The sequence below is a fragment of the Serratia sp. 2723 genome, assembly GCF_050434425.1.
Classification (GTDB): domain Bacteria; phylum Pseudomonadota; class Gammaproteobacteria; order Enterobacterales; family Enterobacteriaceae; genus Chania.
This window is the reverse complement of sequence record NZ_JBNDIN010000005.1, coordinates 329841-352989: the sequence shown is the minus strand read 5'-3', so window position 1 is coordinate 352989 and position 23149 is coordinate 329841. Positions and strand designations below refer to the sequence as shown.

Sequence of the window (23149 nt, the reverse complement as noted above, 5' to 3'; positions counted from 1 at the left end):
ATTCATATGGCTACTGTAAAGACTGCATCCGTCCTGGCTTTCGAACGTAAATTGGCAAACTCTGATGCAATTATGTATGCCGGTAACTGGCAACAACCTGAGTGGACGCCGATTGCGATCCAAGAAAAAGCAGTACGTGGTACTATTTCCAACCGTCTGAAAAATGCTATCGCCAGCGATCCGGCCAAGCTGGATGCCGAGATCCAAAAGCCCAACTTGCAGCGCGTAGATGTTGCTGCATTACCGTTCGACACTGATACCTTAAAAGTCAGCTTTACCCTGCGTGTGTTGGGTAATTTGTCGCAGCCTTCGGTATGCAACGATCAGGCTTACCAAGCCGAATTGGCGAAGGTGATCCAAGGTTATGTCAAAGAGCATGGTTTCAAAGAACTGGCAGGACGTTATGCTGAGAACCTGGCAAATGGCCGCTTCCTGTGGCGCAACCGTGTCGGTGCCGATGAGATTGCTATTACTGTAAAGGGGAAAGAGAAAACCTGGCAATTTAACGCCAGTGATTACAGCCTGCGTACGTTTAGTCAACCGAAAGGCGATTTAGCGGAGTTGGCAAAGGAAATTGAGCAAGGCTTGGCAGGGGACAGCTTTGCTTTCTTTAGCGTGGAAGCTTGTGTGCGATTGGGTAAAGGACAAGAGATTTTCCCATCGCAGGAACTGGTGTTGGATAGCAACAGTAAGAAAAGTAAGGTGCTGTACCAGGTGGGTGATATTGCCGCCATGCACTCACAAAAAATCGGTAATGCGTTGCGTACTGTTGATAGCTGGTACCCAGACGCGAGTGAGTTGGCATTAGGACCAATTGCGGTGGAACCTTATGGCTCAGTGACTAGCCGGGGGCAAGCCTATCGGCAGCCGAAACAAAAAATGGATTTTTATACGCTCTTGGATAATTGGGTGACCAAAGGGAAGGTGCCAGAAGTGGAGCAACAACACTATGTCATGGCCATTCTGATCCGTGGCGGCGTATTTGGCGAGAAAGGCGAATAAAGGGGCGACGTATGGATCATTACCTTGAGATTCGCGTGCTGCCGGATCCGGAGTTCACGACGACGGTATTACTGGAAGCACTCTTTGCCAAGCTGCATAGGGCATTGGGTGCTGCTGGGCAGGGAAAAATAGGTGTCAGTTTTCCCTCTGCCGGTAAAACACTGGGCGATAGGTTAAGGTTACATGGCCCTTTAGTGGTGCTTACGGCCTTTGAGACTTTACCTTGGCGTAAAGGGCTACGGGATTACACGGAATGTGGCGAAATTCTGCCGGTACCTGCCAATGTGAAATACCGTACAGTGCGACGCGTGCAGATCAAAAGCAGCGCCGAGCGATTACGCCGCCGTTCTGTTCGCAAGGGATGGCTAACTGAAGAAGAGGCTCGGCTGCGTATTCCTGACTCCGTTGAGGAACGCTCAGCGTTGCCATTTATCCGTTTAAAAAGTTTATCCAGCGAGCAAACCTTTTTGTTGTTTATCGAGCAAGGCAAGATCCGCGATAACGCAACAGAGGGGATATTTAATGCTTATGGTTTAAGCGCGACGGCAACCATCCCGTGGTTTTAATCCTGATTTAATGGCTGATTCTAACCTGTTGATTTATAAGGTTGGGTTCAGCCATGAATAGCTGTGGCATGACATCGGCAAGAGCTGAACAGAAAAAACACCAACATCCACCAGGTATGAATATTATTACGAGCAGTCATCCATACTGAAACGGCGTAAGTGCTACTTGCAGCTATTTTAATCAAAGACATTGATATTTATTCCTTTAGACACAACTAGTTCACCAATGTGGCAAGTTGGCTATTGGATAATCTTGGTCTCGCGGTAGGAGACGATAAAGCTGCAATATAAGGGAGTATTTGGCCGGCTAAGTTAACATTGGTGGTCTGATTTATGGTTTTTAGCCACTTCAAAATAGCGCAGACTAAGGATTACTCGCAAAAGGCCGAGAGTTGCATATTGGGGGAGCGCAGCTAAACAGGAAGGTTTGCAACCTCTAATACGGCAGGCATTACCTACCGCTTCAATTCACTGTAGTGCGGGTAGGGTAGAAATATGACTTATCAGCGATTTTTGTGAACTGATACCTTCGTAATCATTTTACGAAGGTATGCCCACCTCTGGAATGAGTTGTGTCCTGCTGACCCTTAATTTCCGAGCAATTTGTAACTCATTGATTTAAAACACTGAGAAAGGAACGGGTAAAAAAAGGGTTTTCTGATAAATATCAAGATTATTGTTTGATTAACAGTAGATTAGCGATAGGATACAACAGTTCACTGCCGTACAGGCAGCTTAGAAACAGGTAACCGCGTAGCTATAGCTGAGGTGTGGGTTCACTGCCGTACAGGCAGCTTAGAAAAAGTCGAAAACCAGTTCCTAGAATACGTTCCAGTTCACTGCCGTACAGGCAGCTTAGAAATACAAAACCCGGAAACCAGACACCAGCCGCTAGTTCACTGCCGTACAGGCAGCTTAGAAAATCAAGCATGAGCGGGAAGCGCAAGGTAAAGAGTTCACTGCCGTACAGGCAGCTTAGAAATTATGATATTGACGGTGTGCAATTTGATGATTGTTCACTGCCGTACAGGCAGCTTAGAAAGTTTAGCCCATATGTTTCATCTAATTCTTTCAGTTCACTGCCGTACAGGCAGCTTAGAAAATCAACGGCAGCCAATACCACACTACCGTGTAGTTCACTGCCGTACAGGCAGCTTAGAAACTGAAAAGGGAGTTCCATAGACCATTTCACTGGTTCACTGCCGTACAGGCAGCTTAGAAATTGAAATTGTTGTATTCATTCTCAAGGTATTTGTTCACTGCCGTACAGGCAGCTTAGAAAATTGACCTTATAAGCCCTCAGCGCATACTTTTGTTCACTGCCGTACAGGCAGCTTAGAAATGGCCAACAGTAGTAAAGCTGGCAAGCGCTGGGTTCACTGCCGTACAGGCAGCTTAGAAATCAATCGCAATGTCACAAGGTGGGGACTTCCTGTTCACTGCCGTACAGGCAGCTTAGAAACGCTTATTAATCTCAAAATCACTTAGTTCGGTGTTCACTGCCGTACAGGCAGCTAAACATTAACCTGGAGAGCGGGGGTATCGCGAGAAGAACTCAATCTTCGCGTTTACGAAAGTAATGTCCACAGTGGGGGCAAATCAGCGTGACGTTTTTTTTCACCTTACTGCGATTTTGCGGCGAACTTTTTGCACATTCAGGGCAAGTGACGTCGACAGGGGCATCACCGAAAAGCTTAAAGGCATCAAAGAAAGACATCTTTTTCACCGGGTAGAGGTAGGAGGAGTTCAGTGTACCTTTATCGCTCGGTGATAGCTCTACATAGATTGATAAACCATTGGTAGGGACGTGGGGATGGGGCCGTGCGCCAAAAAGGTGCTAACCAGTAAGGGAAGGGAGAGGACAAGAAAAAAGCCCCGCAAAAGATGCGGGGCAAACACAACAACACCAGGGAAATCGTTGATGACTAATCTGCTATTACTATATGTTTTTTGAGACGAGAGTTCATCAATAAATTGCTGCATCATTGCAACATTATAGTTAATTAATTTGTATGTATTTTGGTTTGTTTATACGTTTTGTGAATTTGTTCGTTATTTGTGAGTAATAAGTCAGCATGGCGGTTATTTTCTGTTGAATTGATGGCTTGGGGGATGGTTTCTTGTTCCATCACCCCGTTCCAAACGGAATGTGACTTGAATCACATCGGGCAGATCCCCTATATTCCCCACCCATAAAGATGTTGTCGTATTGCGATGCAGCGGCGCAGAGATTTTACATTTATCCGGAGTTGTTGATGGAGTTAACTACGCTTTTGCTTTACGTGATTGCCGTCAGTGCGGTGATGGTGACGCCTGGCCCTTCCATGCTGTTGGCGCTAAACAATGGCGCAACCCACGGTATGCGTATTGCCAGTTACGGTTTTCTGGGGGCGGTGTTGGCCGATTTGTTGCTTATCGGTGCCGTCGGTTGCGGACTAGGGGCGTTGTTGCAGGCTTCTGAGCAGCTGTTTGCCGTGGTGAAGTGGGGCGGTGCGTTATATCTGGTCTACCTGGCCTGGGTGCTGTGGCGAGCACCGGTAAAGGCTTTGGCGGTAAGCGCCAGCCCCGCCGCTGCGACCGGGAAAACGGCATTCCTGCGTTCCCTGATGGTTGGTTTGTCCAATCCGAAGGGCCTGCTGTTTTTCTCGGCCTTTCTGCCGCAGTTTATTCAGCCAGAAAAATCGCTCGCTATGCAATACCTGATTCTGGCACTGGTCAGCGCGATAATCGACTGTGTGATGATGACGATCTATGCTTACGGCGGTCGCCATGCAATGCGTAAATTCTCTGCGAACGTGATGCGCTGGGTAAACCGTAGCTGTGCCGGCATGCTGGGCGTACTGGCCGTGGGTGTCGCGCTTTATCGGCGTAGCGATGTGAGTTAGAGCCTATCGGTTATATCAGCGGGCGCAGCATGTGGCGCCCCTATTTGGCGAAAAAGCCTACAGTTTCAGAGAGCTGACAAGCTCTCTTTTTAATAGGTGACTGCCTGTGTTAACAAAAGAGGAAAGCTTGGACATATTGCCTGCCGACAGGTCTGCAGTTAACTCGCAGACCGCATTGTTCCACGTCATAGTGGTATGGTTCGCATCTGATTGGTAGTAGTGCTGATAGATGTGAAATATATGCACAACGCTAGTCACCGCTAATATAATCACCAGTGCAATTAAAACGTAGGTTATTTTAACCTTGCTCAGAAAGTTATTTTTCTTTTTACTGGGTAATTCAGGTTGATTCTGATTAATTGAGATCTCTTCAATGGCCACATTATCGGCTATTCTTAACCCTACTTTTGGTATGGTTTCTATAATGTTTTTATCAATACCCATACTTTTGATGATCCGACGTAGCGTGCTCAGGCATTGGTTGAGATTATTATTGCTGGCCTGTAGACCGTAATCATCCCATACCCTTTGCAGAAGCACTTCTCTCTCAACAATTTCTCCTTTATTTTTAATAAGAAAGGAGAAAAGTCGAGCTGCAGCGGAGGAGATGGTGACGATTTCTTCCTGAAGTTCCTGATGATAAAAACCGACGCTATTCGGGCAGAAAAGGACATCTCCTTCGATGAGATATTGGGGCTTAGTCATGATGATTCACTCCATGTCAGACAGTATGATTAACTTAATTAACATTAATCCTGAGTCTTATAATATTGTTTTTTGGGCTGTGGGGCAACAAATAAACAATATAAAATATAGAATAATCAACAAACTTTAGTTTAAAACACGCTCTAATTAGAGATGGTAGTTATTAATATTAAGTGAATAGACTGTAAATTATTAATTGGCACTTAATAAAAATTAATGCCGCTAACTTACTGATAATTTTGCCAAACAAAGGTTCTAACTAGCCCGATCACTAAGAATCAGCCTAGTTAGAAAAATGTATCAATTTAAGCAGCAGGTTGGTGCTGAGACAGCGTTACATTAAACCCCAATTCGATCGCGCAGGGTGTAGTAGGCAGCGCCAATGGCGGTGAAGGGGATTTGCAGATTACGGCCGCCAAAGAACGGCAGGTGTGGCAGTTTGGCAAAGGCGTCAAAACGTTCTGCATCGCCACGCATCAGCTCTGCTATTAGCTTGCCCGCCAGATGGGTGCAGGTCACGCCGTGCCCGCTGTAGCCTTGCATGTAGTAGACATTGTTTTCCAACCGGCCAAACTGCGGCATGCGCGAGAGCGTCAGCAAGAAATTCCCGGTCCAGCGGTAATCAAGGCGTACGCCTTTCAACTGTGGGAAGGTTTTCAGCAGTTTAGGGCGGATCAGGTTGTCGATATCATCCGGATCGCGGGCGCCATAGACCACGCCACCGCCGTACAGCAGCCGGTTATCGGCGGTTAAACGATAATAATCCAGCAGGTAATTGCAATCTTCCACGCAATAGTTTTGTGGGATCAGTGAGGCCGCCACTTCTGGAGCCAAGGGCTCGGTGGTGACCACTTGAGTCCCGCACGGCATACTGCGTTTGGCCAGCCTTGGTTCCAGTTTATCGCCCAGGTAGGCATTCCCGGCTACGATCACGTAACGAGCGGTGACTTGGCCGTTGGCGGTGCTGACCAGCGCTGGCTCTCCGTGACGGATATGGGTGACTGCGGACTGTTCGAAGATCCGCCCTCCTTGCAGGCGGATGGCCTCGGCCTCGCCCAATGCCAGGTTGAGCGGGTGGATATGGCCGCCGCTGTGATCGAGCAATGCGCCAACATAACGATCGCTGCTGACCTCCTGGCGGATACGGTCGGCATCCAGCAGTTCAAGTTGCGTATTACCGTAACGTTCCCAGTGCTGCTTTTGTTCGATCAGCGCGTGATACTGCTTATTGTTAAGCGCGGCGAAGATCCCGCCGGGGCGATAGTCACAGTCAATGGCATAGCGCTTGATGCGGCTGCGGATAATCTCTGCGCCTTCAAACATCATGCTACCCAGCAGCTTGGCGCTTTCTGCACCGTAACGGCTTTCGATCACGTCGATGTCGCGGCTGTAGGAGTTGACCAGTTGGCCACCGTTGCGGCCGCTGGCACCAAAGCCGATGCGGGCAGACTCCAGCACCACCACATTATAACCGGCTTCGACCAGAAACAGTGCCGATGACAGGCCGGTGTAGCCGCCCCCCACGATACAGACGTCACAGTCGATCGATTCATTCAACTGCGGATAAGGCTGATGGTCATTGGCCGTTGCCGCATAGTAGCTTTTTACGTGTTCAGTCATCATCAATTCCTTATTCCAGTGAAATCCAGGTGGTTTTCAGTTCGGTAAATTTATCCAGCGCATGCAGCGACTTATCGCGGCCGTTGCCACTTTGCTTGTAGCCGCCGAACGGCACGGTCATATCGCCGTCGTTGTAGTTGTTGACGAACACGGTGCCCGCTTTCAATTGGCGAGCCATGCGGTGTGCGCGTGACAGATCGCGGGTCCAGACGGCTGCACCTAGCCCGTAGTCGCTGTCGTTGGCCAATGCGAGTGCCTGTTGCTCACCGTTGAAGGTAGTGACGGCCAATACCGGGCCAAATATCTCGTCCCGCGCGACGTGCATCGCGTTATCCACCTGAGTGAGAATGGTGGGGCCGAGATAGCCGTGATGATCGCTTTGCGGATGAACTCTCCCATCAAGGAACAGCGAGGCTCCCTGGCTCAAACCCTGCTCGATGTAGCTGGTGACTTTTTCACAGTGCTGTTGGTCGATCAGCGTACCCATAAGCGTTTGCGGATCGAGCGGGTTGCCCGGTGTGAAGGCCGCTGCATGTCGCTGCAATGCCAGTAAAAAGGCCTGCTGAATACTTTCCTCTACCAGCAGGCGCGTACCGGCAATGCACACCTGGCCCTGGTTATAGAAGATCCCGGCCGCCGCGCCCTGCGCCGCCTTATCCAGGTCCGGGCAGTCGGCGAAGATAATGTTGGCACTCTTGCCACCGGCCTCCAGCCACACGCGTTTCAGGTTGGATTCACCGGCGTACTTCATCAACTGCTTGGCCACCAGGGTGGAGCCGGTAAAGGCGAGAGCATCAACGTCGTTATGCAGTGCCAGCGCCTTGCCTGCATCGTGGCCGAAACCAGGAATAATGTTCAGGACACCATCCGGCAACCCTGCCTGCTGCGCCAAAGCGCCAAGATAAACCGCCGTGAGCGGTGATTTTTCCGAGGGTTTCAGCACCACGCTGTTACCGGCTGCCAGCGCCGGGCCTAACTTCCAGCAGGCTAACAGCAGCGGAAAGTTCCACGGCACGATGGCACCCACCACACCGATTGGCTCCCGCTGGATCAGGGCGAGCGCATCATGGCCGGTTGGGGCTATTTCGCCATACACCTTGTCGATAGCTTCGGCGTACCAGCGGATACAGCGGATCGCCCCTGGAATATCATCGCGCAGGCTGTGGCGAATGGGTTTGCCGGTATCTAACGTTTCCAACAGCGCTAACTGCTCGCTGTGCTCTTCCATCAGGCTGGCGAGTTTGAACAACGTCGCCTTGCGTTTGGCAGGGGAGGCTTGCGACCAGTCACCGCGTTCAAATACCTCCCGAGCCGCCTTGACGGCCAAATCGATATCGATGTGACTGCCACGGGCCATCTGCACCAGTTCACGAACCTCGGCTGGATCCTGAATGCTAAAGGTTTCCCCTTCGGCCGCCGTGAGGTAGTGGCCATTGATAAACAGCCGGTTCTCAATCTTCAGGGCCTGTGCCCGTTGTTGCCAATATTCCAGGTGGTGGAAGTCCATACCTTGCTCCGTTAATCAGAATGTCGTCGGCGTATGTGCGCTGATAATTCGGCAAATGCGCGCCGAGGTGTTGCTGAAACTATGGGGGATCGCGGTGTTGATGGCGTAGCTCTGGCCTGCCCGTAGGTGATAGCTTTGCCCGTTGACCTGCAGCATCACTTCGCCTTCCAGCAGGGTGCCAATCTCTTCCCCCTGATGTTTAAGCCGTTCACCGGTGGTGGTGCCCGGATCGTAGGTTTCGATCATCATTGCCAGGGTGCGGTCGGGATCGCCGTTGTGGATCAGCTTCATCGAAACCCCCTGGCTGCCGATTTCGATCAGATGGTCATGGTCGATTACAATCTGCGGCTCATGCGGCTGTTCCGGTTCGGTAAAGAAAGCCGATAGCGACAGTCCATACACCGTCAGCAGCTTTTGCAGCGTACTGATGGCCGGGCTGACCTTGTCCTGTTCAATAGTGCTGATGGCGCTGTGCGTTAAGCCAGACAGTTCGGCTACCCGGCGCTGTGATAGCCCTAACTGCTGGCGGATCTGCGATAAGCGTTTCCCCGGTGCCAAGCTGACGTCGCTCATAGGCGTTTTTCCTTTTGGTAGTTTTGGCAGGCGTTAATAAATCCCTCAAACAGCAGGCGGGACAGGGCGTATTCATCGCTGTTCCATTCAGGATGCCATTGCACCCCTAAGGCAAAGGGCTGATCGCGAATGCTGAGGGCTTCCACCAGGCCGTCGGCGGCATAGGCTTCAACACGCACGCTTGGGCCGAGGGTTTTGGCCCCTTGGCCGTGCAGGGAATTCACCCAGAATCGGTGGCAATCCGGCAGCAGCTGTGTCAGCAACCCTCCGTCCTGTACGGTCACTTCGTGAGCAGGGGCATACTGCTGTTCCAGCGGCAGTTCATGATCTTCACGGTGTTCGAGCAGTTCTGGTTGCTCATATAAACGGCGGTGCAGCGTGCCTTGAGTCGCAACCACCAGTTCTTGCATACCGCGGCAAATGGCGAAAAGGGGGATGCGCCTGCTCAGTGCCAGGCCAATCAGCGCCAGGCTCAATTCATCGCGCCCAGGATCGGCGTCAGGCTCATCGCCGTTTTCACCATAAAGGTGCGGCTGCACATTACTGGGGCTGCCCGGCAGCAGGATGCCGTCGAGGTGGGGCAGCAACTCTGCCAGCATTTCCGGCTCTGCCAGCGCGTGCGGCAGGGCAATCGGTAATCCTCCGGCAGCTAACACTGCATTCAGGTACTTTTCTTGCAAGGTCTGGGTGAGGTGCTGGTTTAACCTATACCTGCACATTACGACGCCGACGATTGGTCTGTTAAATATATTGCCCATACTATCCCCTCAGGTTGTTCGAAATTATGACCGATAAGCCGTTTAATCGCCTTTTTTGTTCAATATTCACTAAATCTAGCAGTCGAATGGGCAATATTCAAACCAAAATTAACACTTGCAAAACATTTTTGTTGCATCTATGTTTCATTGGTGGACATTATATTGAGCAAGATGGTCAATAAACATCGAAGCCAATAAGTGTGAGAACCACAGAGCAAACACAACGGCGGGTGAAACATGCAAACCAACATCGTAGAAGTCGAAAACTTTGTGCAACACAATGAAGAAAGGCGAAGTAGCACGTTCCAGCGCGAAGTGAAGAAGTATCTGGAACGTTATCCGTTAACCCAGCATATCGACGTATTGCTGACCGATCTCAACGGCAGCTTCCGCGGCAAGCGCATCCCGGTGAGCGGGCTGGGTAAACTGGAGAAGGGCTGTTACTTCCCGGCCTCGGTGTTCGCGATGGATATTCTTGGCAACGTGGTGGAAGAGGCGGGTTTGGGGCAGGAACTGGGTGAGCCGGACCATATTTGTGTGCCGGTAGCCGGAACCCTGACGCCATCGGCGGCCGATCCGCAATATCTGGGCCAGGTACTGCTCACCATGCTGGATGAAGATGGTACTCCCTTTGACGTTGAACCGCGCAATGTGCTGAACCGAGTGTGGCAGCGTTTGCGTCAGCGCGGGTTATTCCCCGTAGTAGCGGTAGAGTTGGAGTTCTATCTCATCGATCGCCAGCGCGATCCGGAAGGCTATTTGCAACCACCTTGTGCTCCCGGTACCCAGGAGCGTAACACCCAGAGCCAGGTCTATTCGGTGGACAACCTCAATCACTTTGCCGACGTGCTGAGCGAGATCGACGAACTGGCTCGCCTGCAAGGGCTTCCGGCCGACGGTGCGGTAGCGGAAGCCTCACCGGGCCAGTTTGAGGTTAACCTGCATCACACCAATGATGTGCTGCAGGCCTGTGACCATGCCCTGGCGTTAAAGCGGCTGATACGCATGGTGGCAGAAAAGCACCATATGCATGCGACCTTTATGGCCAAGCCTTACGAGGAACATGCGGGCAGCGGTATGCATGTGCATATCAGCATGTTGGACAAGCAAGGTAACAACGTCTTTGCCGATGCGGATGGTGAAGACTCGACGCTGTTGAAGCAGGCGCTGGCTGGCATGATCGCCTTGATGCCTGCCTCCATGGCGCTGCTGGCACCCAACGTCAACGCCTACCGCCGCTTCCAGGCAGGGATGTACGTTCCTACCCAGGCATCCTGGGGCCATAACAACCGCACCGTAGCGCTGCGTATTCCCTGTGGCGATCGCGACAGCCACCGCGTGGAGTACCGCGTGGCGGGGGCCGATGCCAACCCTTATCTGGTGATGGCGACCATTCTGGCCGGGATTGTCTACGGCCTCGACACTCAGTTACCGCTGCTTGAGCCAGTGACCGGCAACGGGCTGGAGCAAGAGGGGCTGCCGTTCCCGATCCGTCAGAGCGATGCGCTGTATGAGTTCGAACACCAGCCGGTGCTCAATGCGCTGCTGGGCGAACGTTTCAGCCACGTCTACCTGGCCTGTAAGACCGATGAGCTGGAGCAGTTTGAGCGGCTGATCACCGAAACCGAAATCGAGTGGATGCTGAAAAACGCCTGACGTCCTCAGCCCGATCCTACCGCGCGCCGGCGCATTCCCGCGGGCTACCTGTGGCCTGGCGAGGCCGTGCGCGACGGTGATGATTTTTTCCAACTTGGCGTACAGGACGCCGGTGAGGAATAACCCAATGACGATAAGTGCCATCGACGATAATGGCGCGGGCAAACCGCAACTGCGCAAGACATTGAAACTGTGGCAAGTGGTGATGATGGGCCTGGCCTATCTGACGCCAATGACGGTGTTTGACACCTTCGGTATCGTTTCTGGCGTGACGGATGGGCACGTTCCGACGTCTTATCTGCTGGCATTGGCCGGGGTGCTGTTTACTGCCATCAGCTATGGCAAGCTGGTACGCCAGTTCCCGACTTCTGGCTCGGCTTACACCTACGCACAAAAGGCCATCAACCCGCATGTGGGTTTCCTGGTTGGCTGGTCATCGCTGCTGGATTATCTGTTTTTGCCGATGATCAATACGCTATTGGCCAAAATCTATCTTACGGCCCTGTTCCCAGAGGTTCCGCCGTGGATCTGGGTGGTCGGGTTTGTGATCCTGATCACCGCCATCAACCTGAAAAGCGTCAGCCTGGTGGCAAACTTCAACACCTTGTTTGTGGTGGCGCAGGTGGCAATTATCGTGGTGTTTATTTTCCTGGTGGTACGAGGGTTGCACAATGGCGAAGGGGTTGGTCAGGTGTGGAGTCTGCAACCTTTTATCAGTGAAAACGCCCATCTATTGCCGATCATTACCGGCGCCACCATCCTGTGCTTTTCGTTTCTGGGGTTTGATGCCGTCACTACGCTGTGTGAAGAAACGCCTGATGCCGCCCGTGTGATCCCGCGTGCTATCTTCCTTACCGCACTTTACGGTGGGGTGATCTTCATTACCGTATCGTTCTTTATTCAGCTGTTCTTCCCGACACTGGAGCGTTTCAAACAGCCGGATGCGGCACTGCCAGAAATCGCGCTGTATGTGGGCGGCATGCTGTTCCAGTCAATCTTCCTGTGCGTCACCTTTATCAACACCCTGGCTTCTGGACTGGCTTCCCACGCCAGCGTGTCCAGGCTGCTGTATGTGATGGGGCGCGACAATGTGTTCCCGGAAAAATTCTTTGGTTACGTGCATCCTAAATGGCGCACGCCAGCGCTTAACGTGTTGCTGGTTGGTTTGGTGGCGTTATCGGCCTTATCGTTCAATTTGGTGACGGCGACTGCCCTGATCAACTTTGGCGCGCTGGTGGCCTTTACCTTCGTCAATCTTTCGGTGATCAGTCACTTCTATATTCGTCAAGGGCGCAACAAGAGCTGGAAAGACCGCTTCCATTACCTGATTTTGCCGCTGGTGGGGGCGCTGACGGTAGGGATCTTGTGGTTGAACCTGGAAAAAAGCTCCTTGACCATGGGGCTGCTGTGGGCGGCGCTTGGGTTTGGCTATCTGGCCTATCTTACCCGTCGTTTCCGCCAGCCTCCGCCGCAGTTGGAACGCCAACCTCAGCAGTAAAGATACGGGCGCAGCGCTGCGCCCTTTCTTTTTCCCCTCTAGGGCAGTAGAGTAAAAAAACCGCACAAAAATAACCGATTGGATCCTACGCTAATGCCTCCGTTGTCCGCTTCTCATAAAGCCACCTTGCTCGGCCTGCTGGCCATTGTGTTATGGAGCAGCGTGGTTGGCCTGATCCGCAGCGTCAGCGAAGGGTTGGGGGCGGTCGGTGGGGCGGCGATGATCTACAGCGTGGGCACGTTGTTTCTGCTGGTGGTGATGGGTGCCCCCAAGCTGCGTGAGTTCCGCCGTTCCTATCTGATCCTCGGCAGCCTGCTGTTTGTGCTGTATGAGATCTGCCTCTCGTTATCACTGGGCTATGCCAGCAACCGTATGCAGGCCATTGAGCTGGGGATGATCAACTATCTTTGGCCCTGCTTTACGGTGCTGATGGCCATCCTGTTCAACGGGCAAAAGGCCAAATGGTGGGTGGTGCCTGGCTTGTTGCTCTCCCTGTTCGGTATCGGCTGGATCATGAGTGGCAGCGGCGGTTGGTCACCGGCGCAAATGCTGGCTAACGTGCGCAGCAATCCGTTGAGTTACGGGCTGGCGTTCAGTGGAGCGGTGATTTGGGCCATCTATTGCAACGTGACCAAGAGGATCGCCCAGGGCAAAAACGCGGTAGTGCTGTTTATCTCCCTGACCGCGCTGGCGCTGTGGCTGATTTATCCTTTCAGTAATGAAAGCGGCATGCACTTCAGCCTGCCGGTTGTGGTGGCGTTGCTGTGCGTGGGTTCGGCGATGGGGGCTGGCTATGCCGCTTGGAACGTCGGGATCCTGCATGGCAATATGACGCTGCTGGCGACCGTATCTTACTTTACCCCGGTGCTGTCATCGGTGTTTGCCGCTGTGGTACTCAGCACTGCGCTGACTCTCAACTTCTGGCAGGGGGTGATGATGGTGACGTCAGGATCGCTGATTTGCTGGCGGGCTACCCGCGCCAATTAACGCTTATTTTTGCTTTGGCGAGCAGCAAAGTCATGAATTTCGATCTAATCTCAAGGTAAGTGCTTCGCCAGAAGGAGTGGGAAAATGAGAAAAGATATTCAATTTATTCAGCAGCCAGCGCTAAATGGTCACAGCTTCAGCACCGGCGATATCGTGCGCCTGACCACCTCTAATCTGCCGCATGAGTATCAGTTGGATGTGATGATCCTGCGCCGTGACGATAAGCTGATCCATGGTTCGGTAGTCGTGGCCTCGCCGAAAATCGATATCCCCGTCAGCCAATGGGAAATTGCCACGGGTGATGAGGTGGTATTCCGGCAAGAGAACATTGCCAAGGCCGTACCCGGAGCCCGCTGAAAAAACCAACCGGTTCGCCATGTAAGGGGGGCCGTATACTGGGCCAGCCTGCCACTAAGCCGACATAAGCGTCGGCTTTTTTACGTGCTTTTTCACTCCAGGTTAAAATTTGGTGTCGAACACAAAGACACCAAAAATCGTCGATTGAAAATTTATCGATATGATGAAAATCACATCAAAAATGTTTTGCACTGCAATTTATTTTGAAAAATGAGAACGCAATCGATTACGCAATGATAAAATGCCTAACTGGATCACAGATTATTACAGTGAGTGCTTTCTATAATGCGCACGGCAACCAGTAATAGGTAACCGTTTGTTTACAACAGGCGTCGCCAGACTCATATCATTCTAACGGGCAGGGAATGGCCCACTCAGCATGTGGTATTAAAATGAAGAAAATAGCTCTCGCAGCAGGTGTGCTTCTCTCCGCGTCTTTCAGCCCCGCTTCCATGGCGGCAGAAAGCAAAGACAGCCAGTTTCTGTCAGACTGGTGGCATCAGAGTGTCAACGTAGTAGGCAGCTACCATACCCGCTTCGGGCCGCAGCTGAACAATGACGTGTATCTGGAGTATGAAGCCTTTGCCAAGAAAGACTGGCTGGATTTCTATGGCTATGTGGACGTGCCAAAGTTCTTCGGCACCGGTAACACGCCAAACCGCGGCATCTGGGATAAAGGTTCACCGCTGTTTATGGAGATCGAACCGCGCTTCTCTATCGACAAACTGACCGGCACCAACCTGGGCTTTGGGCCGTTCAAAGAGTGGTATTTTGCCAACAACTACGTTTACGACATGGGGCGTAACAACGCCTCCCGTCAAAGCACCTGGTATATGGGCCTGGGCACCGATATCGAAACCGGTCTGCCGATGAGCCTGTCGATGAACATTTATGCCAAATACCAATGGCAGAACTATGGTGCATCCAACGAGAACAGTTGGGACGGCTATCGCTTCAAGGTGAAATACTTTGTACCGCTGACCGAAATGTGGGGCGGCAACCTGAGCTATATCGGTTTCACCAACTTTGACTTTGACTCCGATCTGGGCAGCGACAACTTCGTAGTGAATGGCCGCCAGGCGCGTACCAGCAACTCTATCGCCTCCAGCCACATTCTGGCGCTGAACTACGATCACTGGCATTACTCCTTTGTGGCGCGTTACTTCCATAACGGTGGTCAATGGCAGGATGGGGTGGATATCGGTACGCCGCAGGGGCCAATCAAGTCTACTGGCTGGGGTTACTACCTGGTTGCCGGTTATAACTTCTGATTTTCCGTGGTATCAGAAACAGGAAACCCCGCGCTGGCGGGGTTTTTTTCATCATTTTAGCTAACTTTCCGCGGGTAAATGTTTAACCGGCATAAACAATTTACCCTTGATAACGTAGCACTCATTGTCGATCCAGTTGAGGATCTGCTCACGGCTGACACCTTCAAATTGTGCATAGCGATAAATATCGCCATTAAAGTGCAGCTGGATGTACTCCATCAGCGTCATGTGCATGGGTATAACTCCTAAACGCCCAGAAATAGCGGTATCGCCATGCCGAGTGGTTGAGGTTCGCAAGGCCTAAAGGTAAATTATCAGCAACAAAACCGCAACGAAAAACACTGAAAAGAGGCGTGTCGGCAGTGAAAAATAGTAAAGGAATTCCCGCATAGGGCGGCGGGAAATAGCGCACTATCATTTATCGATGACATAAGATGGGTTTGAGGTGCAACGAAAAAGAGCAGGTTTACTCATCTTCGCAGCCCACTAAAATTACTGGATGGCTTATTTGGCCGCAAGAAAAATCTACGGAATTCACTCGGATATCATGAGTAGTTTTGAGCATGAACAATTTTTTGTCTTCTAACCACGATCTATTTTTTTATAACTGGCGTGAATGATAGGTCGAGCAGTGACCTGCTGATGAGGCAAAGCGGCTAAACGGGCGCACAATGCGGCGCCCCTACAGAGCGTGGCGAACTTTTACGTGCGGGCGCTGATGTTCTTTTTGAACGTCAGTACCCGGCTACGGCTGGCGATCAGATCGACCTGGTAACCGCGGAAATACAGACAGAACCGATTCAGGCTGGGTCCATCGTTGCTTTCAACCAATATCCTCCCATCTCCCAGCGAACTCAGGGTGCCTGTTTGCACCGCCGGGCCGACCCCGATGTGGATCTGGTTGCCGCAAATTTCGAACGCGGTGCGGTATTGTGGATGATACCAGTGCCCTTGAACCTGTTTGAGACAAACCGTTTCGCTAGCCACCGGCAGAAAGCGGCGTGCAACGTGGCCAACTTCACCTTCTATGGCTTCACCTGTCCACTTAAGACGCATTGGCTGATGGGCCGAGAGCGATACCGCATAACCGTCTTCACTTTGATACAGCGGTTCGTTGCTGCCCAGATAAGCCACGTTGCCCCCTTTAACCTCCAACCAATAGGGTTCCGCCCGGGTGGCGTAGATCCCATCTGGGATCGCCGTGCTGCGTTGGGGCAGCGGTTCACTCAGCAGCGCCGCCATCACCTGTAAAATGATGGCAAAGCTGTCACAATCTTCACGGTTAGCGACCAGCAAAGCACCGGCTTGCCGGTCTGGCGCTAGCAGAAAATAGGTCTTATAACCGGCATGAGAACCGCCGTGGCCCAGTAATGTCAGGCTGCCAAGCGGCGTTCGCGCCAGCCCAAGTCCATAATGGCTGATTTGGCCCTGGCTGAGCCGACGTGGGGCACTGAGCTGCGTCAGAACCTCTTTGCCTGGGCCGCTATTGGCCAGCAGGCATTGCAACCAGCGGGTGAGGGCGTTGGCGCTCCCTGTCAGGCTGCCAGAGGCGGAGAGATGCAAACCGGCGCTGGTCTGCTGCCAACCTTTAGCCGTATGCCAATAGCCAGGAGCTAGCCCAGGCACCACATCAAACCAGCTTTCGGGGGCTTGTAGCTGCACGTCCAGAGGGCGGGCCAGATGTTGCTGAACCAGAGCATCAAAAGCGTACCCTTTAGTCTTCAGCGCCGCCTCTACCAGGCGGTAGCCGGTATTGGTGTAGGCGATCTCACTGCCCGCCGGGTAGTTGAGCCGGGTTAAATCATGGATAAACTCCATCACCGGTTGGGCCTCACTGACGGTGTTGACCGAGATGCCAAGCAGCCCCAGCGTTTGTCGAATATCGGGTAGCCCGCTGGTCATGTCCAAAGCCTGGCCTACCGTCACCTCCGCCAGTTGTCCCTGCAGTTCGGGCAGTAGATTGCCAAGGCGATCGTCAAGCTGCAGGGCGTTGTCGGTGGCATTGAGCGCCAGCGCGGCAAAAATATGTTTGGTGATGGAGGCATAGCGCACCACGGTATCGGCAGTGAAGGGATCGCAGCGTGCCAGATCGGCCAGCCCAGCACACACAACCGCCTGGGTGTTATCTTTGTCAAACAGGGTGATAGCCCCACCGGGTTGGCCTGGGGTTTGCCAACCTGCCAATAGGTGAGCAGCGGCTGCCTGTGCGGCGCGCCAGTTTAGCGGGGTGTCAGACATGGTTTCCTCCTGAGGTAACGAACGCCACACACTACTGTGGCCGAGTACACACGAGTGTTTACCACAGCCACGGTACAGAAGTGGTTGGCGGGTATGGCAAGGGTGGTCTTTCAATCCCTGATCTCTGCCGTAAGACCGCTGACAACGGGTGGGCTTGGGATGAAAGTGGCCCAATTGTGGCGCAAGGCAAAAGTCACGGGCCGCTGTTTTGTGCGCTGTTCAGACCAGTGGGCAACCTTTCCATCAAAATTGGGATGCAGTGCTCAAATCGTCATGGAAGGGCGTGAAAGACAGGAGGGGATAAGGCCGACTCCGGCACGATAGCTGCACCGGAGAAGGAACGGGTTAACGTTGTTGCTCGCCCCAGGCCAGCATGCTTTCTATCATCTGCTGCAACAAGTGTTGTAAAGGTGCGGCACGGGCGGCATCAAATTCAAATGTCTGCTCAGACATATAGTTCACCTGCGCCAACTCCAATTGCACCGCGTGCTGGTTTTTCTGCGGTTGGCCATAGGCACGGGTAATGTAGCCCCCTTTAAAGCGCCCGTTGAGTACGTGGCTGAACTGCTGCTGTTGCTGACAACAGGTGACCAGCCGGTCACTCAGTGAAGCAGGGCAGCTTTCACCCCCGTTGGTGCCCAGGTTGAGATCGGGTAGCTTACCGTCGAACAGGCGTGGTATCACGGAGGCGATCGAGTGGGCGTCAAACAGTAAGGCATAACCGTGTTGGGCTTTTAGCCGTGCCAGCTCGTTTTGTAATTGCTGATGGTAGGGCTGCCAGATGTTTTGCAGGTATCCGGTCCGTTCTTCGTCCGAAGGGGCGGCGTCCGGCAGAAAACTGGGGCGGCCATCGAACAACACATCTGGAAACAGACCGGTGGTGGCGGTGGCGTAGAGCGGTTTGTCATCTGCTGGGCGGTTGAGATCGATAACCAGGCGCGAATAGTTACCTACCAGGACGCTGGCACCCAGGGTGCGGGCAAAATCGTACAGCCGTGGGATATGCCAGTCGGTGTCCTGCAGGGGGCGGGCCTCATCGGTTAGCCCTTTCTCAACCGTTGGCGTTAAGCGGGTACCGGCATGGGGAATACTGATCAACAGCGGCAGATGGCCACTCTGGAACTCAAAAGGATCGCGAATCATCATTAACGGATTTCTCCTCGGAAAATCACCGTGCAGGGCAGTTGTCCGCCCAACCAGTAAGCCAGCTCTGCCGGGCGTGCCAGCGGCCAGTGAACAAAATCGGCCACTTTACCCACTTCCAGCGAGCCGTGGGTTTCCTGCAGGCCCAAAGCCTTGGCGGCATGCAGCGTTACGCCTGCCAGCGCTTCTTCCGGCGTGAGGCGGAACAGGGTGCAAGCCATATTAATCATCAGACGCAGCGATAGCGCAGGTGAGGTGCCAGGGTTGGCATCGCTGGCAATAGCCATTGCCACGCCGTGTTTGCGGAACAGCTCAATCGGTGGGCATTGCGTTTCGCGTAACAGGTAGTAGGCACCGGGCAACAGCACCGCGACGGTTCCGGCTGCTGCCATCGCTTTCGCATCTTGTTCGCTGGCATATTCCAGGTGATCGGCGGAAAGGGCATGATGCCGTGCTGCCAAAGCGCTACCGCCGAGTGCCGAAAGCTGCTCCGCGTGCAGTTTCACCGGCAGGCCAGCTTGCTCTGCGGCGGCGAAAACCCTCTCAACCTGCTCAGGGGAGAATGCCAGATGTTCGCAAAACGCATCTACTGCATCTGCCAGTCCTGCTGCTGCGGCCTCAGGGATGATGGTATTGCACACCAGGTCAATATAGTCGTCGCTGCGTCCGGCATATTCCGGTGGCAGGGCATGAGCGGCCAGGCAGGTGGTTTTCACTTCGACCGGTAATATTTCTGCCAGGCGACGCGCCACACGTAACATTTTCAGCTCGCTTGCTAGCGTTAAGCCGTAGCCGGATTTGATTTCTACGCAGGTGACACCCTCAGCCAGTAATGGCCGCAGGCGGAACAGTGCCTGTTCCAGCAACATCTCTTCTTGCGCATCGCGCGTGGCTTTGACCGTGGAGATAATGCCACCACCCTGAGCGGCAATCTCTGCGTAGCTCACTCCGTTCAAACGCTGTTCAAACTCACCGCTGCGGTTGCCACCAAACACCAGATGGGTATGGCAATCCACCAGGCCGGGGGTGATGATGCCACCGTCAAGCTTCACCGTTTTGGTCGCGGCCAAGGTTGGCATGTCGGCCTGTTCACCCATCCAGACAATTTTGCCTGCACGCACGGCGATCGCGCCGTTGCTGATGATGTGATACTTGCCGTCACGCATGGTGACGATATCGGCCCCGTGCCACAGGCTGTCGCAGTGGATCTCAGACGTCATGGTGTTCCCGCTCCCACATGGTTGTATATACAATTAAAAACAACCTAGCGCATTCGCCGGTCTGCGACAAGAGAGGGGATAAAAATTTGTTACCGAGATGTGATGAAACGCGAAAAAGGCAGGGTTTAGCACACCGGATGCAACCGTAGGGGCGCGATATGCTGCGCCCACTTTGGTAGCACGCTCGGAGTGACCGCTCCCCGTCGTAAAAAATTTGGGTAAGGGTTTACGGCGGATTTTGCTAACTCAAACCTGATTGGTAAAACGGCCAAACAGCTGATAGCGGCTGCCAGGATAGAGCAGGCGGGCGGAGGTCACCACCATTTTGCCAGACCAGGTGCGACGATGGATCAGCAGGCCCGGCTCGTGGTCTTCCAATTGCAGCAGTTCGCGCTCCTGCCTGGTTGGCACCACGGCTTCGACAATATGTTCACCTGCGGTCAGCGGAGCGGACTGGGTCAGGTAAATATAGGGCGTGACCCGATCGAAATCCTGTTTCATATAATCGGGGGCCGCCAGCGGGTTGACGCAGCGATCTTCCACCTGCACCGGCACGTCATTTTCATAATGCACAATCTGCGAGTAGAACAGCTGCTGGCCTGGCAGGATCCCCAATGCCGTCGCCTCCTCTGCGCTGGCCGGGCGGGCGGTCAACTGCAAAATTTTACTGCTGTGGCGGTGCCCACGGGCGGCGATCTCATCGGCGATATTATGCACTTCCAGCAATGCGGTGTGTGCCTTGGCCTCGGCCACGAAGGTGCCTACGCCCTGCATGCGGATTAAAAAGCCCTCACTGGTCAATTCACGCAAGGCCCGATTGATGGTCATACGGCTGACGCCCAGCTCGCTGACCAGTTCACTTTCCGAGGGAACGCGTTGGTGCGGCTGCCAGTGGCCCGCACGGATTTGGCTTATGATGGCCTGCTTGACCCGTTGATAGATCGGGGCGGGGGTTTCGCTCATTGCTGCAGCCAACTGCAACACGGTCTGTTGATCTACCACGACGTTAACCTCGTCAAATAAAAAAATAATAACACCAGTTTACTGTTGATGTTGAAGATACGTATATGTATATACAAGTAAGCGCCTGTTCACCAGATGAATGAAACTGGTTTACAAATTTTTTACCTGCGCGGCGTAATAGTCGTGCGTTCTTAGCCGTTACACCTACTTTGGAATACTGCTATGTCTGCTTATTTTGCCTCTCGCGCACTGCTTCCGACCGGTTGGGCCCATAACGTACGGCTCGAAGTCGATGCGCACGGCCAATTGGCCCAAGTGACCCCCAATGCCGCCCCTGACGGTTGCCTGCGCCTGCACGGTGACGTGGTGCCGGGCATGCCGAACCTGCACTCTCATGCCTTCCAGCGCGCGATGGCCGGGTTGGCAGAGGTAGCGGGCAATCCGCAGGACAGTTTCTGGACCTGGCGCGATCTGATGTACCGTCTGGTGCAGCGCTTAACCCCGGAGCAGGTTGGGGTTATAGCCCGTCAACTGTATATCGAAATGCTCAAGGGCGGCTACACCCAGGTTGCGGAGTTCCATTATCTGCATCACACACCGGAAGGAAAAGCCTATGCCGACCGGGGCGAAATGACCGGGCGCCTCAGCGAGGCAGCGCTTCAGGCAGGCATTGGCATGACGCTATTGCCGGTGCTCTACAGCTATGCCGGGTTTGGCGCCCAACCTGCGCAAGCGGGGCAAAGACGCTTTATTCAGGATGCGGAGAGTTACCTCGAACAGCAACAGGTGATAGCTCGTCAACTGGCAGGTCAGCCATTGCAGAATCAGGGGTTATGCTTCCATTCGCTGCGGGCGGTTGAGCTGGGGCAGATGCAGCAGATCCTGGCGGCCTCTGATCAGACCTTACCGGTGCATATTCATATCGCCGAGCAGCAAAAAGAGGTCAACGACTGCCTGGCCTGGAGTGGTCAACGCCCGGTGGCCTGGCTGTTTGAACATTTACCGGTGGATAGCCGCTGGTGTCTGGTGCATGCCACTCATCTGGATCGTGAAGAACTCGAGCAACTGGCGCGCAGCAAAGCGGTAGCCGGATTATGCCCGACCACCGAGGCCAATCTGGGTGACGGCATTTTCCCTGGTGACAGTTATCTGCACCACCAAGGGCGCTGGGGGATCGGCTCGGACAGTCACGTTTCCCTAAATGTGGTGGAGGAGTTACGCTGGTTTGAATATGGGCAGCGGCTGCGCGATCAGCGCCGTAACCGCCTGACCACGCCAGAGCAGCCCGCCGTGGCAGATGTGCTTTATCAGCAGGCATTACAGGGCGGCGCTCAGGCCTGTGGCACGGCGATTGGCAAGCTGGCGGTAGGCTACCGTGCGGACTGGTTGGTGCTGGATGGTGACGACCCGTATCTGGCATCTGCGCCTGATGCTTCTATCCTCAACCGCTGGCTGTTTGCCGGGGGCAAAGAGCAGATCCGCGACGTATTTGTTGCCGGCCGGCAGGTGATTGAGCAGGGGCGTCACGCGCTGCAACAGCAAAGCAGCGCTGAGTTCCTACAGGTGCTGAAAACGTTCCAACAGGAGGCGTGATGAAACTGAACCGTTTCGATTTTGCCGACCTGCCGGTCAGCCCATGGCGTAATGGCGGTGGTGAAACTCGTGAAATAACCTGCCAACCGCCGGGCAACGCCGAATTCGGCTGGCGCGCCAGCATTGCCACTATCGCTCAGGATGGGCCTTTCTCGGCCTTTAACGGCATTGACCGTTCTATCACCCTGCTGGAAGGCGATGGCGTGCATTTGTACAGCGAAGGCCGGGTTGATCACCAATTACAGCACATCGGTGAGCCGTTTGCCTTTTCGGGGGATGTGGCGCTAGAGGCCAGATTATTAGGCGGCAGCAGCCAGGACTTCAACATCATGACGCGGCGTGGCCACTACCAGGCGCAGGTGCAACGCATTGTTGAGACCATCGGGCTATCGTTACAACATGCCGGTGTGATGTATGTGCTGCGCGGAGAATGGCAGTTGCCAGACGGCAGCTTGCTGGCTGCACGCCAGGGTTGCTGGTGGCTCCCGGGGGATGGCCCGCTGCGGTTAGTGGCTCAGGGTAATGATGCGCGGGCCTTATGGGCCGATATTATGCCTGCCACGCTACCGTAGGGGCGCTGCATGTGCGCCCGTGTATCCTTCGTCAC

22 protein-coding genes and 1 CRISPR repeat array are annotated in these 23149 nt (G+C 53.6%); of the genes, 10 read left to right on the top strand and 12 right to left on the bottom strand.

The window, feature by feature from the left end:
• Window positions 1–1002 carry a type I-F CRISPR-associated protein Csy3 gene (gene csy3 / locus ABIE29_RS10545; RefSeq protein ID WP_429618611.1) on the top strand — a complete coding sequence of 334 codons (1002 nt, stop codon included), beginning with the start codon at window positions 1–3 and terminating at the stop codon, window positions 1000–1002.
• A gap of 11 nt (window positions 1003–1013) precedes the next feature.
• The gene (cas6f, locus tag ABIE29_RS10540) at window positions 1014–1568 is read left to right on the top strand and encodes a type I-F CRISPR-associated endoribonuclease Cas6/Csy4 (RefSeq protein ID WP_429618550.1); all 555 of its coding nucleotides are present in this window, start codon (window positions 1014–1016) and stop codon (window positions 1566–1568) included.
• Between the two features lie 714 nt (window positions 1569–2282).
• Window positions 2283–3090: direct repeats of the CRISPR family, unit length 28 nt; unit sequence GTTCACTGCCGTACAGGCAGCTTAGAAA.
• Between the two features lie 33 nt (window positions 3091–3123).
• Here cas6f and ABIE29_RS10535 read toward each other — a convergent pair.
• Window positions 3124–3285 carry a YnfU family zinc-binding protein gene (locus ABIE29_RS10535; protein ID WP_021178250.1) on the bottom strand — a complete coding sequence of 54 codons (162 nt, stop codon included), beginning with the start codon at window positions 3283–3285 and terminating at the stop codon, window positions 3124–3126.
• 286 nt (window positions 3286–3571) lie between these two features.
• Window positions 3572–3697, bottom strand: a complete 126-nt coding sequence (locus ABIE29_RS10530) for a hypothetical protein (protein ID WP_429618548.1) — start codon at window positions 3695–3697, stop codon at window positions 3572–3574.
• Between the two features lie 126 nt (window positions 3698–3823).
• On the opposite strand from ABIE29_RS10530, the gene ABIE29_RS10525 reads away from it, so the two are divergent.
• Entirely contained in the window at window positions 3824–4453 is a 630-nt protein-coding gene (locus tag ABIE29_RS10525; RefSeq protein ID WP_429618547.1) for a LysE family translocator, read from the top strand.
• A 57-nt stretch (window positions 4454–4510) separates the two neighbouring features.
• Here ABIE29_RS10525 and ABIE29_RS10520 read toward each other — a convergent pair whose 3' ends face one another.
• The 5 genes from ABIE29_RS10520 to puuD all read right to left on the bottom strand — a co-directional run bounded on the left by ABIE29_RS10520 (window position 4511) and on the right by puuD (window position 9616).
• Window positions 4511–5158, bottom strand: a complete 648-nt coding sequence (locus tag ABIE29_RS10520; protein ID WP_429618545.1) for a winged helix-turn-helix domain-containing protein — start codon at window positions 5156–5158, stop codon at window positions 4511–4513.
• 339 nt (window positions 5159–5497) lie between these two features.
• Entirely contained in the window at window positions 5498–6778 is a 1281-nt protein-coding gene (locus ABIE29_RS10515) for an NAD(P)/FAD-dependent oxidoreductase (RefSeq protein ID WP_429618610.1), read from the bottom strand.
• Window positions 6779–6788: 10 nt separating this feature from the next.
• Entirely contained in the window at window positions 6789–8285 is a 1497-nt protein-coding gene (gene puuC / locus ABIE29_RS10510; protein ID WP_429618544.1) for an aldehyde dehydrogenase PuuC, read from the bottom strand.
• Window positions 8286–8300: 15 nt separating this feature from the next.
• Window positions 8301–8858, bottom strand: coding sequence for an HTH-type transcriptional regulator PuuR (puuR, locus tag ABIE29_RS10505; RefSeq protein ID WP_429618543.1), 558 nt, complete (start codon window positions 8856–8858; stop codon window positions 8301–8303).
• Entirely contained in the window at window positions 8855–9616 is a 762-nt protein-coding gene (gene puuD / locus ABIE29_RS10500) for a gamma-glutamyl-gamma-aminobutyrate hydrolase (RefSeq protein WP_429618542.1), read from the bottom strand. Before puuD ends, puuR begins: the two co-directional genes overlap by 4 nt.
• Window positions 9617–9853: 237 nt before the next feature.
• Here puuD and ABIE29_RS10495 point away from each other — a divergent pair, with 237 nt between their 5' ends.
• The 5 genes from ABIE29_RS10495 (at window position 9854) to ABIE29_RS10475 (ending at window position 15385) form a co-directional block, all read left to right on the top strand.
• Window positions 9854–11272, top strand: coding sequence for a glutamine synthetase family protein (locus tag ABIE29_RS10495; protein ID WP_429618540.1), 1419 nt, complete (start codon window positions 9854–9856; stop codon window positions 11270–11272).
• Between the two features lie 127 nt (window positions 11273–11399).
• The gene (locus tag ABIE29_RS10490) at window positions 11400–12770 is read left to right on the top strand and encodes an APC family permease (RefSeq protein WP_429618538.1); all 1371 of its coding nucleotides are present in this window, start codon (window positions 11400–11402) and stop codon (window positions 12768–12770) included.
• Between the two features lie 93 nt (window positions 12771–12863).
• Window positions 12864–13757 (top strand): aromatic amino acid DMT transporter YddG, encoded by an 894-nt coding sequence (gene yddG, locus ABIE29_RS10485; RefSeq protein WP_429618536.1) that lies wholly within the window; start codon window positions 12864–12866, stop codon window positions 13755–13757.
• 84 nt (window positions 13758–13841) lie between these two features.
• Window positions 13842–14114 (top strand): hypothetical protein, encoded by a 273-nt coding sequence (locus ABIE29_RS10480; protein ID WP_429618535.1) that lies wholly within the window; start codon window positions 13842–13844, stop codon window positions 14112–14114.
• 392 nt (window positions 14115–14506) lie between these two features.
• A complete protein-coding gene (locus ABIE29_RS10475; protein WP_429618534.1) occupies window positions 14507–15385 on the top strand; it encodes a nucleoside-specific channel-forming protein Tsx in 879 nt (292 codons plus the stop codon).
• Window positions 15386–15445: 60 nt separating this feature from the next.
• Here the strand turns inward: ABIE29_RS10475 and ABIE29_RS10470 are convergent, their stop codons facing one another.
• From ABIE29_RS10470 to hutC, 5 genes are all read right to left on the bottom strand, one after another.
• The gene (locus tag ABIE29_RS10470; protein WP_429618532.1) at window positions 15446–15619 is read right to left on the bottom strand and encodes a hypothetical protein; all 174 of its coding nucleotides are present in this window, start codon (window positions 15617–15619) and stop codon (window positions 15446–15448) included.
• A 468-nt stretch (window positions 15620–16087) separates the two neighbouring features.
• Window positions 16088–17623, bottom strand: a complete 1536-nt coding sequence (locus ABIE29_RS10465; RefSeq protein WP_429618531.1) for a serine hydrolase domain-containing protein — start codon at window positions 17621–17623, stop codon at window positions 16088–16090.
• A 345-nt stretch (window positions 17624–17968) separates the two neighbouring features.
• A complete protein-coding gene (hutG, locus tag ABIE29_RS10460) occupies window positions 17969–18769 on the bottom strand; it encodes an N-formylglutamate deformylase (RefSeq protein ID WP_429618529.1) in 801 nt (266 codons plus the stop codon).
• A complete protein-coding gene (gene hutI / locus ABIE29_RS10455) occupies window positions 18769–19986 on the bottom strand; it encodes an imidazolonepropionase (protein WP_429618527.1) in 1218 nt (405 codons plus the stop codon). The genes hutG and hutI overlap by 1 nt, the downstream gene beginning before the upstream one ends.
• A gap of 246 nt (window positions 19987–20232) precedes the next feature.
• Window positions 20233–20988, bottom strand: coding sequence for a histidine utilization repressor (hutC, locus tag ABIE29_RS10450; RefSeq protein WP_429618526.1), 756 nt, complete (start codon window positions 20986–20988; stop codon window positions 20233–20235).
• 183 nt (window positions 20989–21171) lie between these two features.
• On the opposite strand from hutC, the gene ABIE29_RS10445 reads away from it, so the two are divergent.
• Together ABIE29_RS10445 and ABIE29_RS10440 are read left to right on the top strand one after the other, a co-directional pair.
• Entirely contained in the window at window positions 21172–22542 is a 1371-nt protein-coding gene (locus ABIE29_RS10445) for a formimidoylglutamate deiminase (RefSeq protein WP_429618525.1), read from the top strand.
• Window positions 22542–23114, top strand: a complete 573-nt coding sequence (locus ABIE29_RS10440; RefSeq protein WP_429618524.1) for a HutD/Ves family protein — start codon at window positions 22542–22544, stop codon at window positions 23112–23114. Before ABIE29_RS10445 ends, ABIE29_RS10440 begins: the two co-directional genes overlap by 1 nt.
• Window positions 23115–23149: the final 35 nt, after the last annotated feature.

Coding starts and splice junctions, on each gene's coding strand:
- ABIE29_RS10440 (WP_429618524.1), top strand. CDS start 22,542: ATGAAACTGAACCGTTTCGATTTTGCCGACCTGCCGGTCAGCCCATGG.
- puuC (WP_429618544.1), bottom strand. CDS start 8,285: ATGGACTTCCACCACCTGGAATATTGGCAACAACGGGCACAGGCCCTG.
- ABIE29_RS10520 (WP_429618545.1), bottom strand. CDS start 5,158: ATGACTAAGCCCCAATATCTCATCGAAGGAGATGTCCTTTTCTGCCCG.
- yddG (WP_429618536.1), top strand. CDS start 12,864: ATGCCTCCGTTGTCCGCTTCTCATAAAGCCACCTTGCTCGGCCTGCTG.
- ABIE29_RS10530 (WP_429618548.1), bottom strand. CDS start 3,697: ATGGAACAAGAAACCATCCCCCAAGCCATCAATTCAACAGAAAATAAC.
- ABIE29_RS10515 (WP_429618610.1), bottom strand. CDS start 6,778: ATGACTGAACACGTAAAAAGCTACTATGCGGCAACGGCCAATGACCAT.
- ABIE29_RS10470 (WP_429618532.1), bottom strand. CDS start 15,619: ATGCACATGACGCTGATGGAGTACATCCAGCTGCACTTTAATGGCGAT.
- ABIE29_RS10475 (WP_429618534.1), top strand. CDS start 14,507: ATGAAGAAAATAGCTCTCGCAGCAGGTGTGCTTCTCTCCGCGTCTTTC.
- ABIE29_RS10525 (WP_429618547.1), top strand. CDS start 3,824: ATGGAGTTAACTACGCTTTTGCTTTACGTGATTGCCGTCAGTGCGGTG.
- ABIE29_RS10480 (WP_429618535.1), top strand. CDS start 13,842: ATGAGAAAAGATATTCAATTTATTCAGCAGCCAGCGCTAAATGGTCAC.
- ABIE29_RS10465 (WP_429618531.1), bottom strand. CDS start 17,623: ATGTCTGACACCCCGCTAAACTGGCGCGCCGCACAGGCAGCCGCTGCT.
- puuD (WP_429618542.1), bottom strand. CDS start 9,616: ATGGGCAATATATTTAACAGACCAATCGTCGGCGTCGTAATGTGCAGG.
- hutG (WP_429618529.1), bottom strand. CDS start 18,769: ATGATGATTCGCGATCCTTTTGAGTTCCAGAGTGGCCATCTGCCGCTG.
- ABIE29_RS10495 (WP_429618540.1), top strand. CDS start 9,854: ATGCAAACCAACATCGTAGAAGTCGAAAACTTTGTGCAACACAATGAA.
- ABIE29_RS10490 (WP_429618538.1), top strand. CDS start 11,400: ATGACGATAAGTGCCATCGACGATAATGGCGCGGGCAAACCGCAACTG.
- ABIE29_RS10535 (WP_021178250.1), bottom strand. CDS start 3,285: ATGTCTTTCTTTGATGCCTTTAAGCTTTTCGGTGATGCCCCTGTCGAC.
- cas6f (WP_429618550.1), top strand. CDS start 1,014: ATGGATCATTACCTTGAGATTCGCGTGCTGCCGGATCCGGAGTTCACG.
- hutI (WP_429618527.1), bottom strand. CDS start 19,986: ATGACGTCTGAGATCCACTGCGACAGCCTGTGGCACGGGGCCGATATC.
- puuR (WP_429618543.1), bottom strand. CDS start 8,858: ATGAGCGACGTCAGCTTGGCACCGGGGAAACGCTTATCGCAGATCCGC.
- ABIE29_RS10445 (WP_429618525.1), top strand. CDS start 21,172: ATGTCTGCTTATTTTGCCTCTCGCGCACTGCTTCCGACCGGTTGGGCC.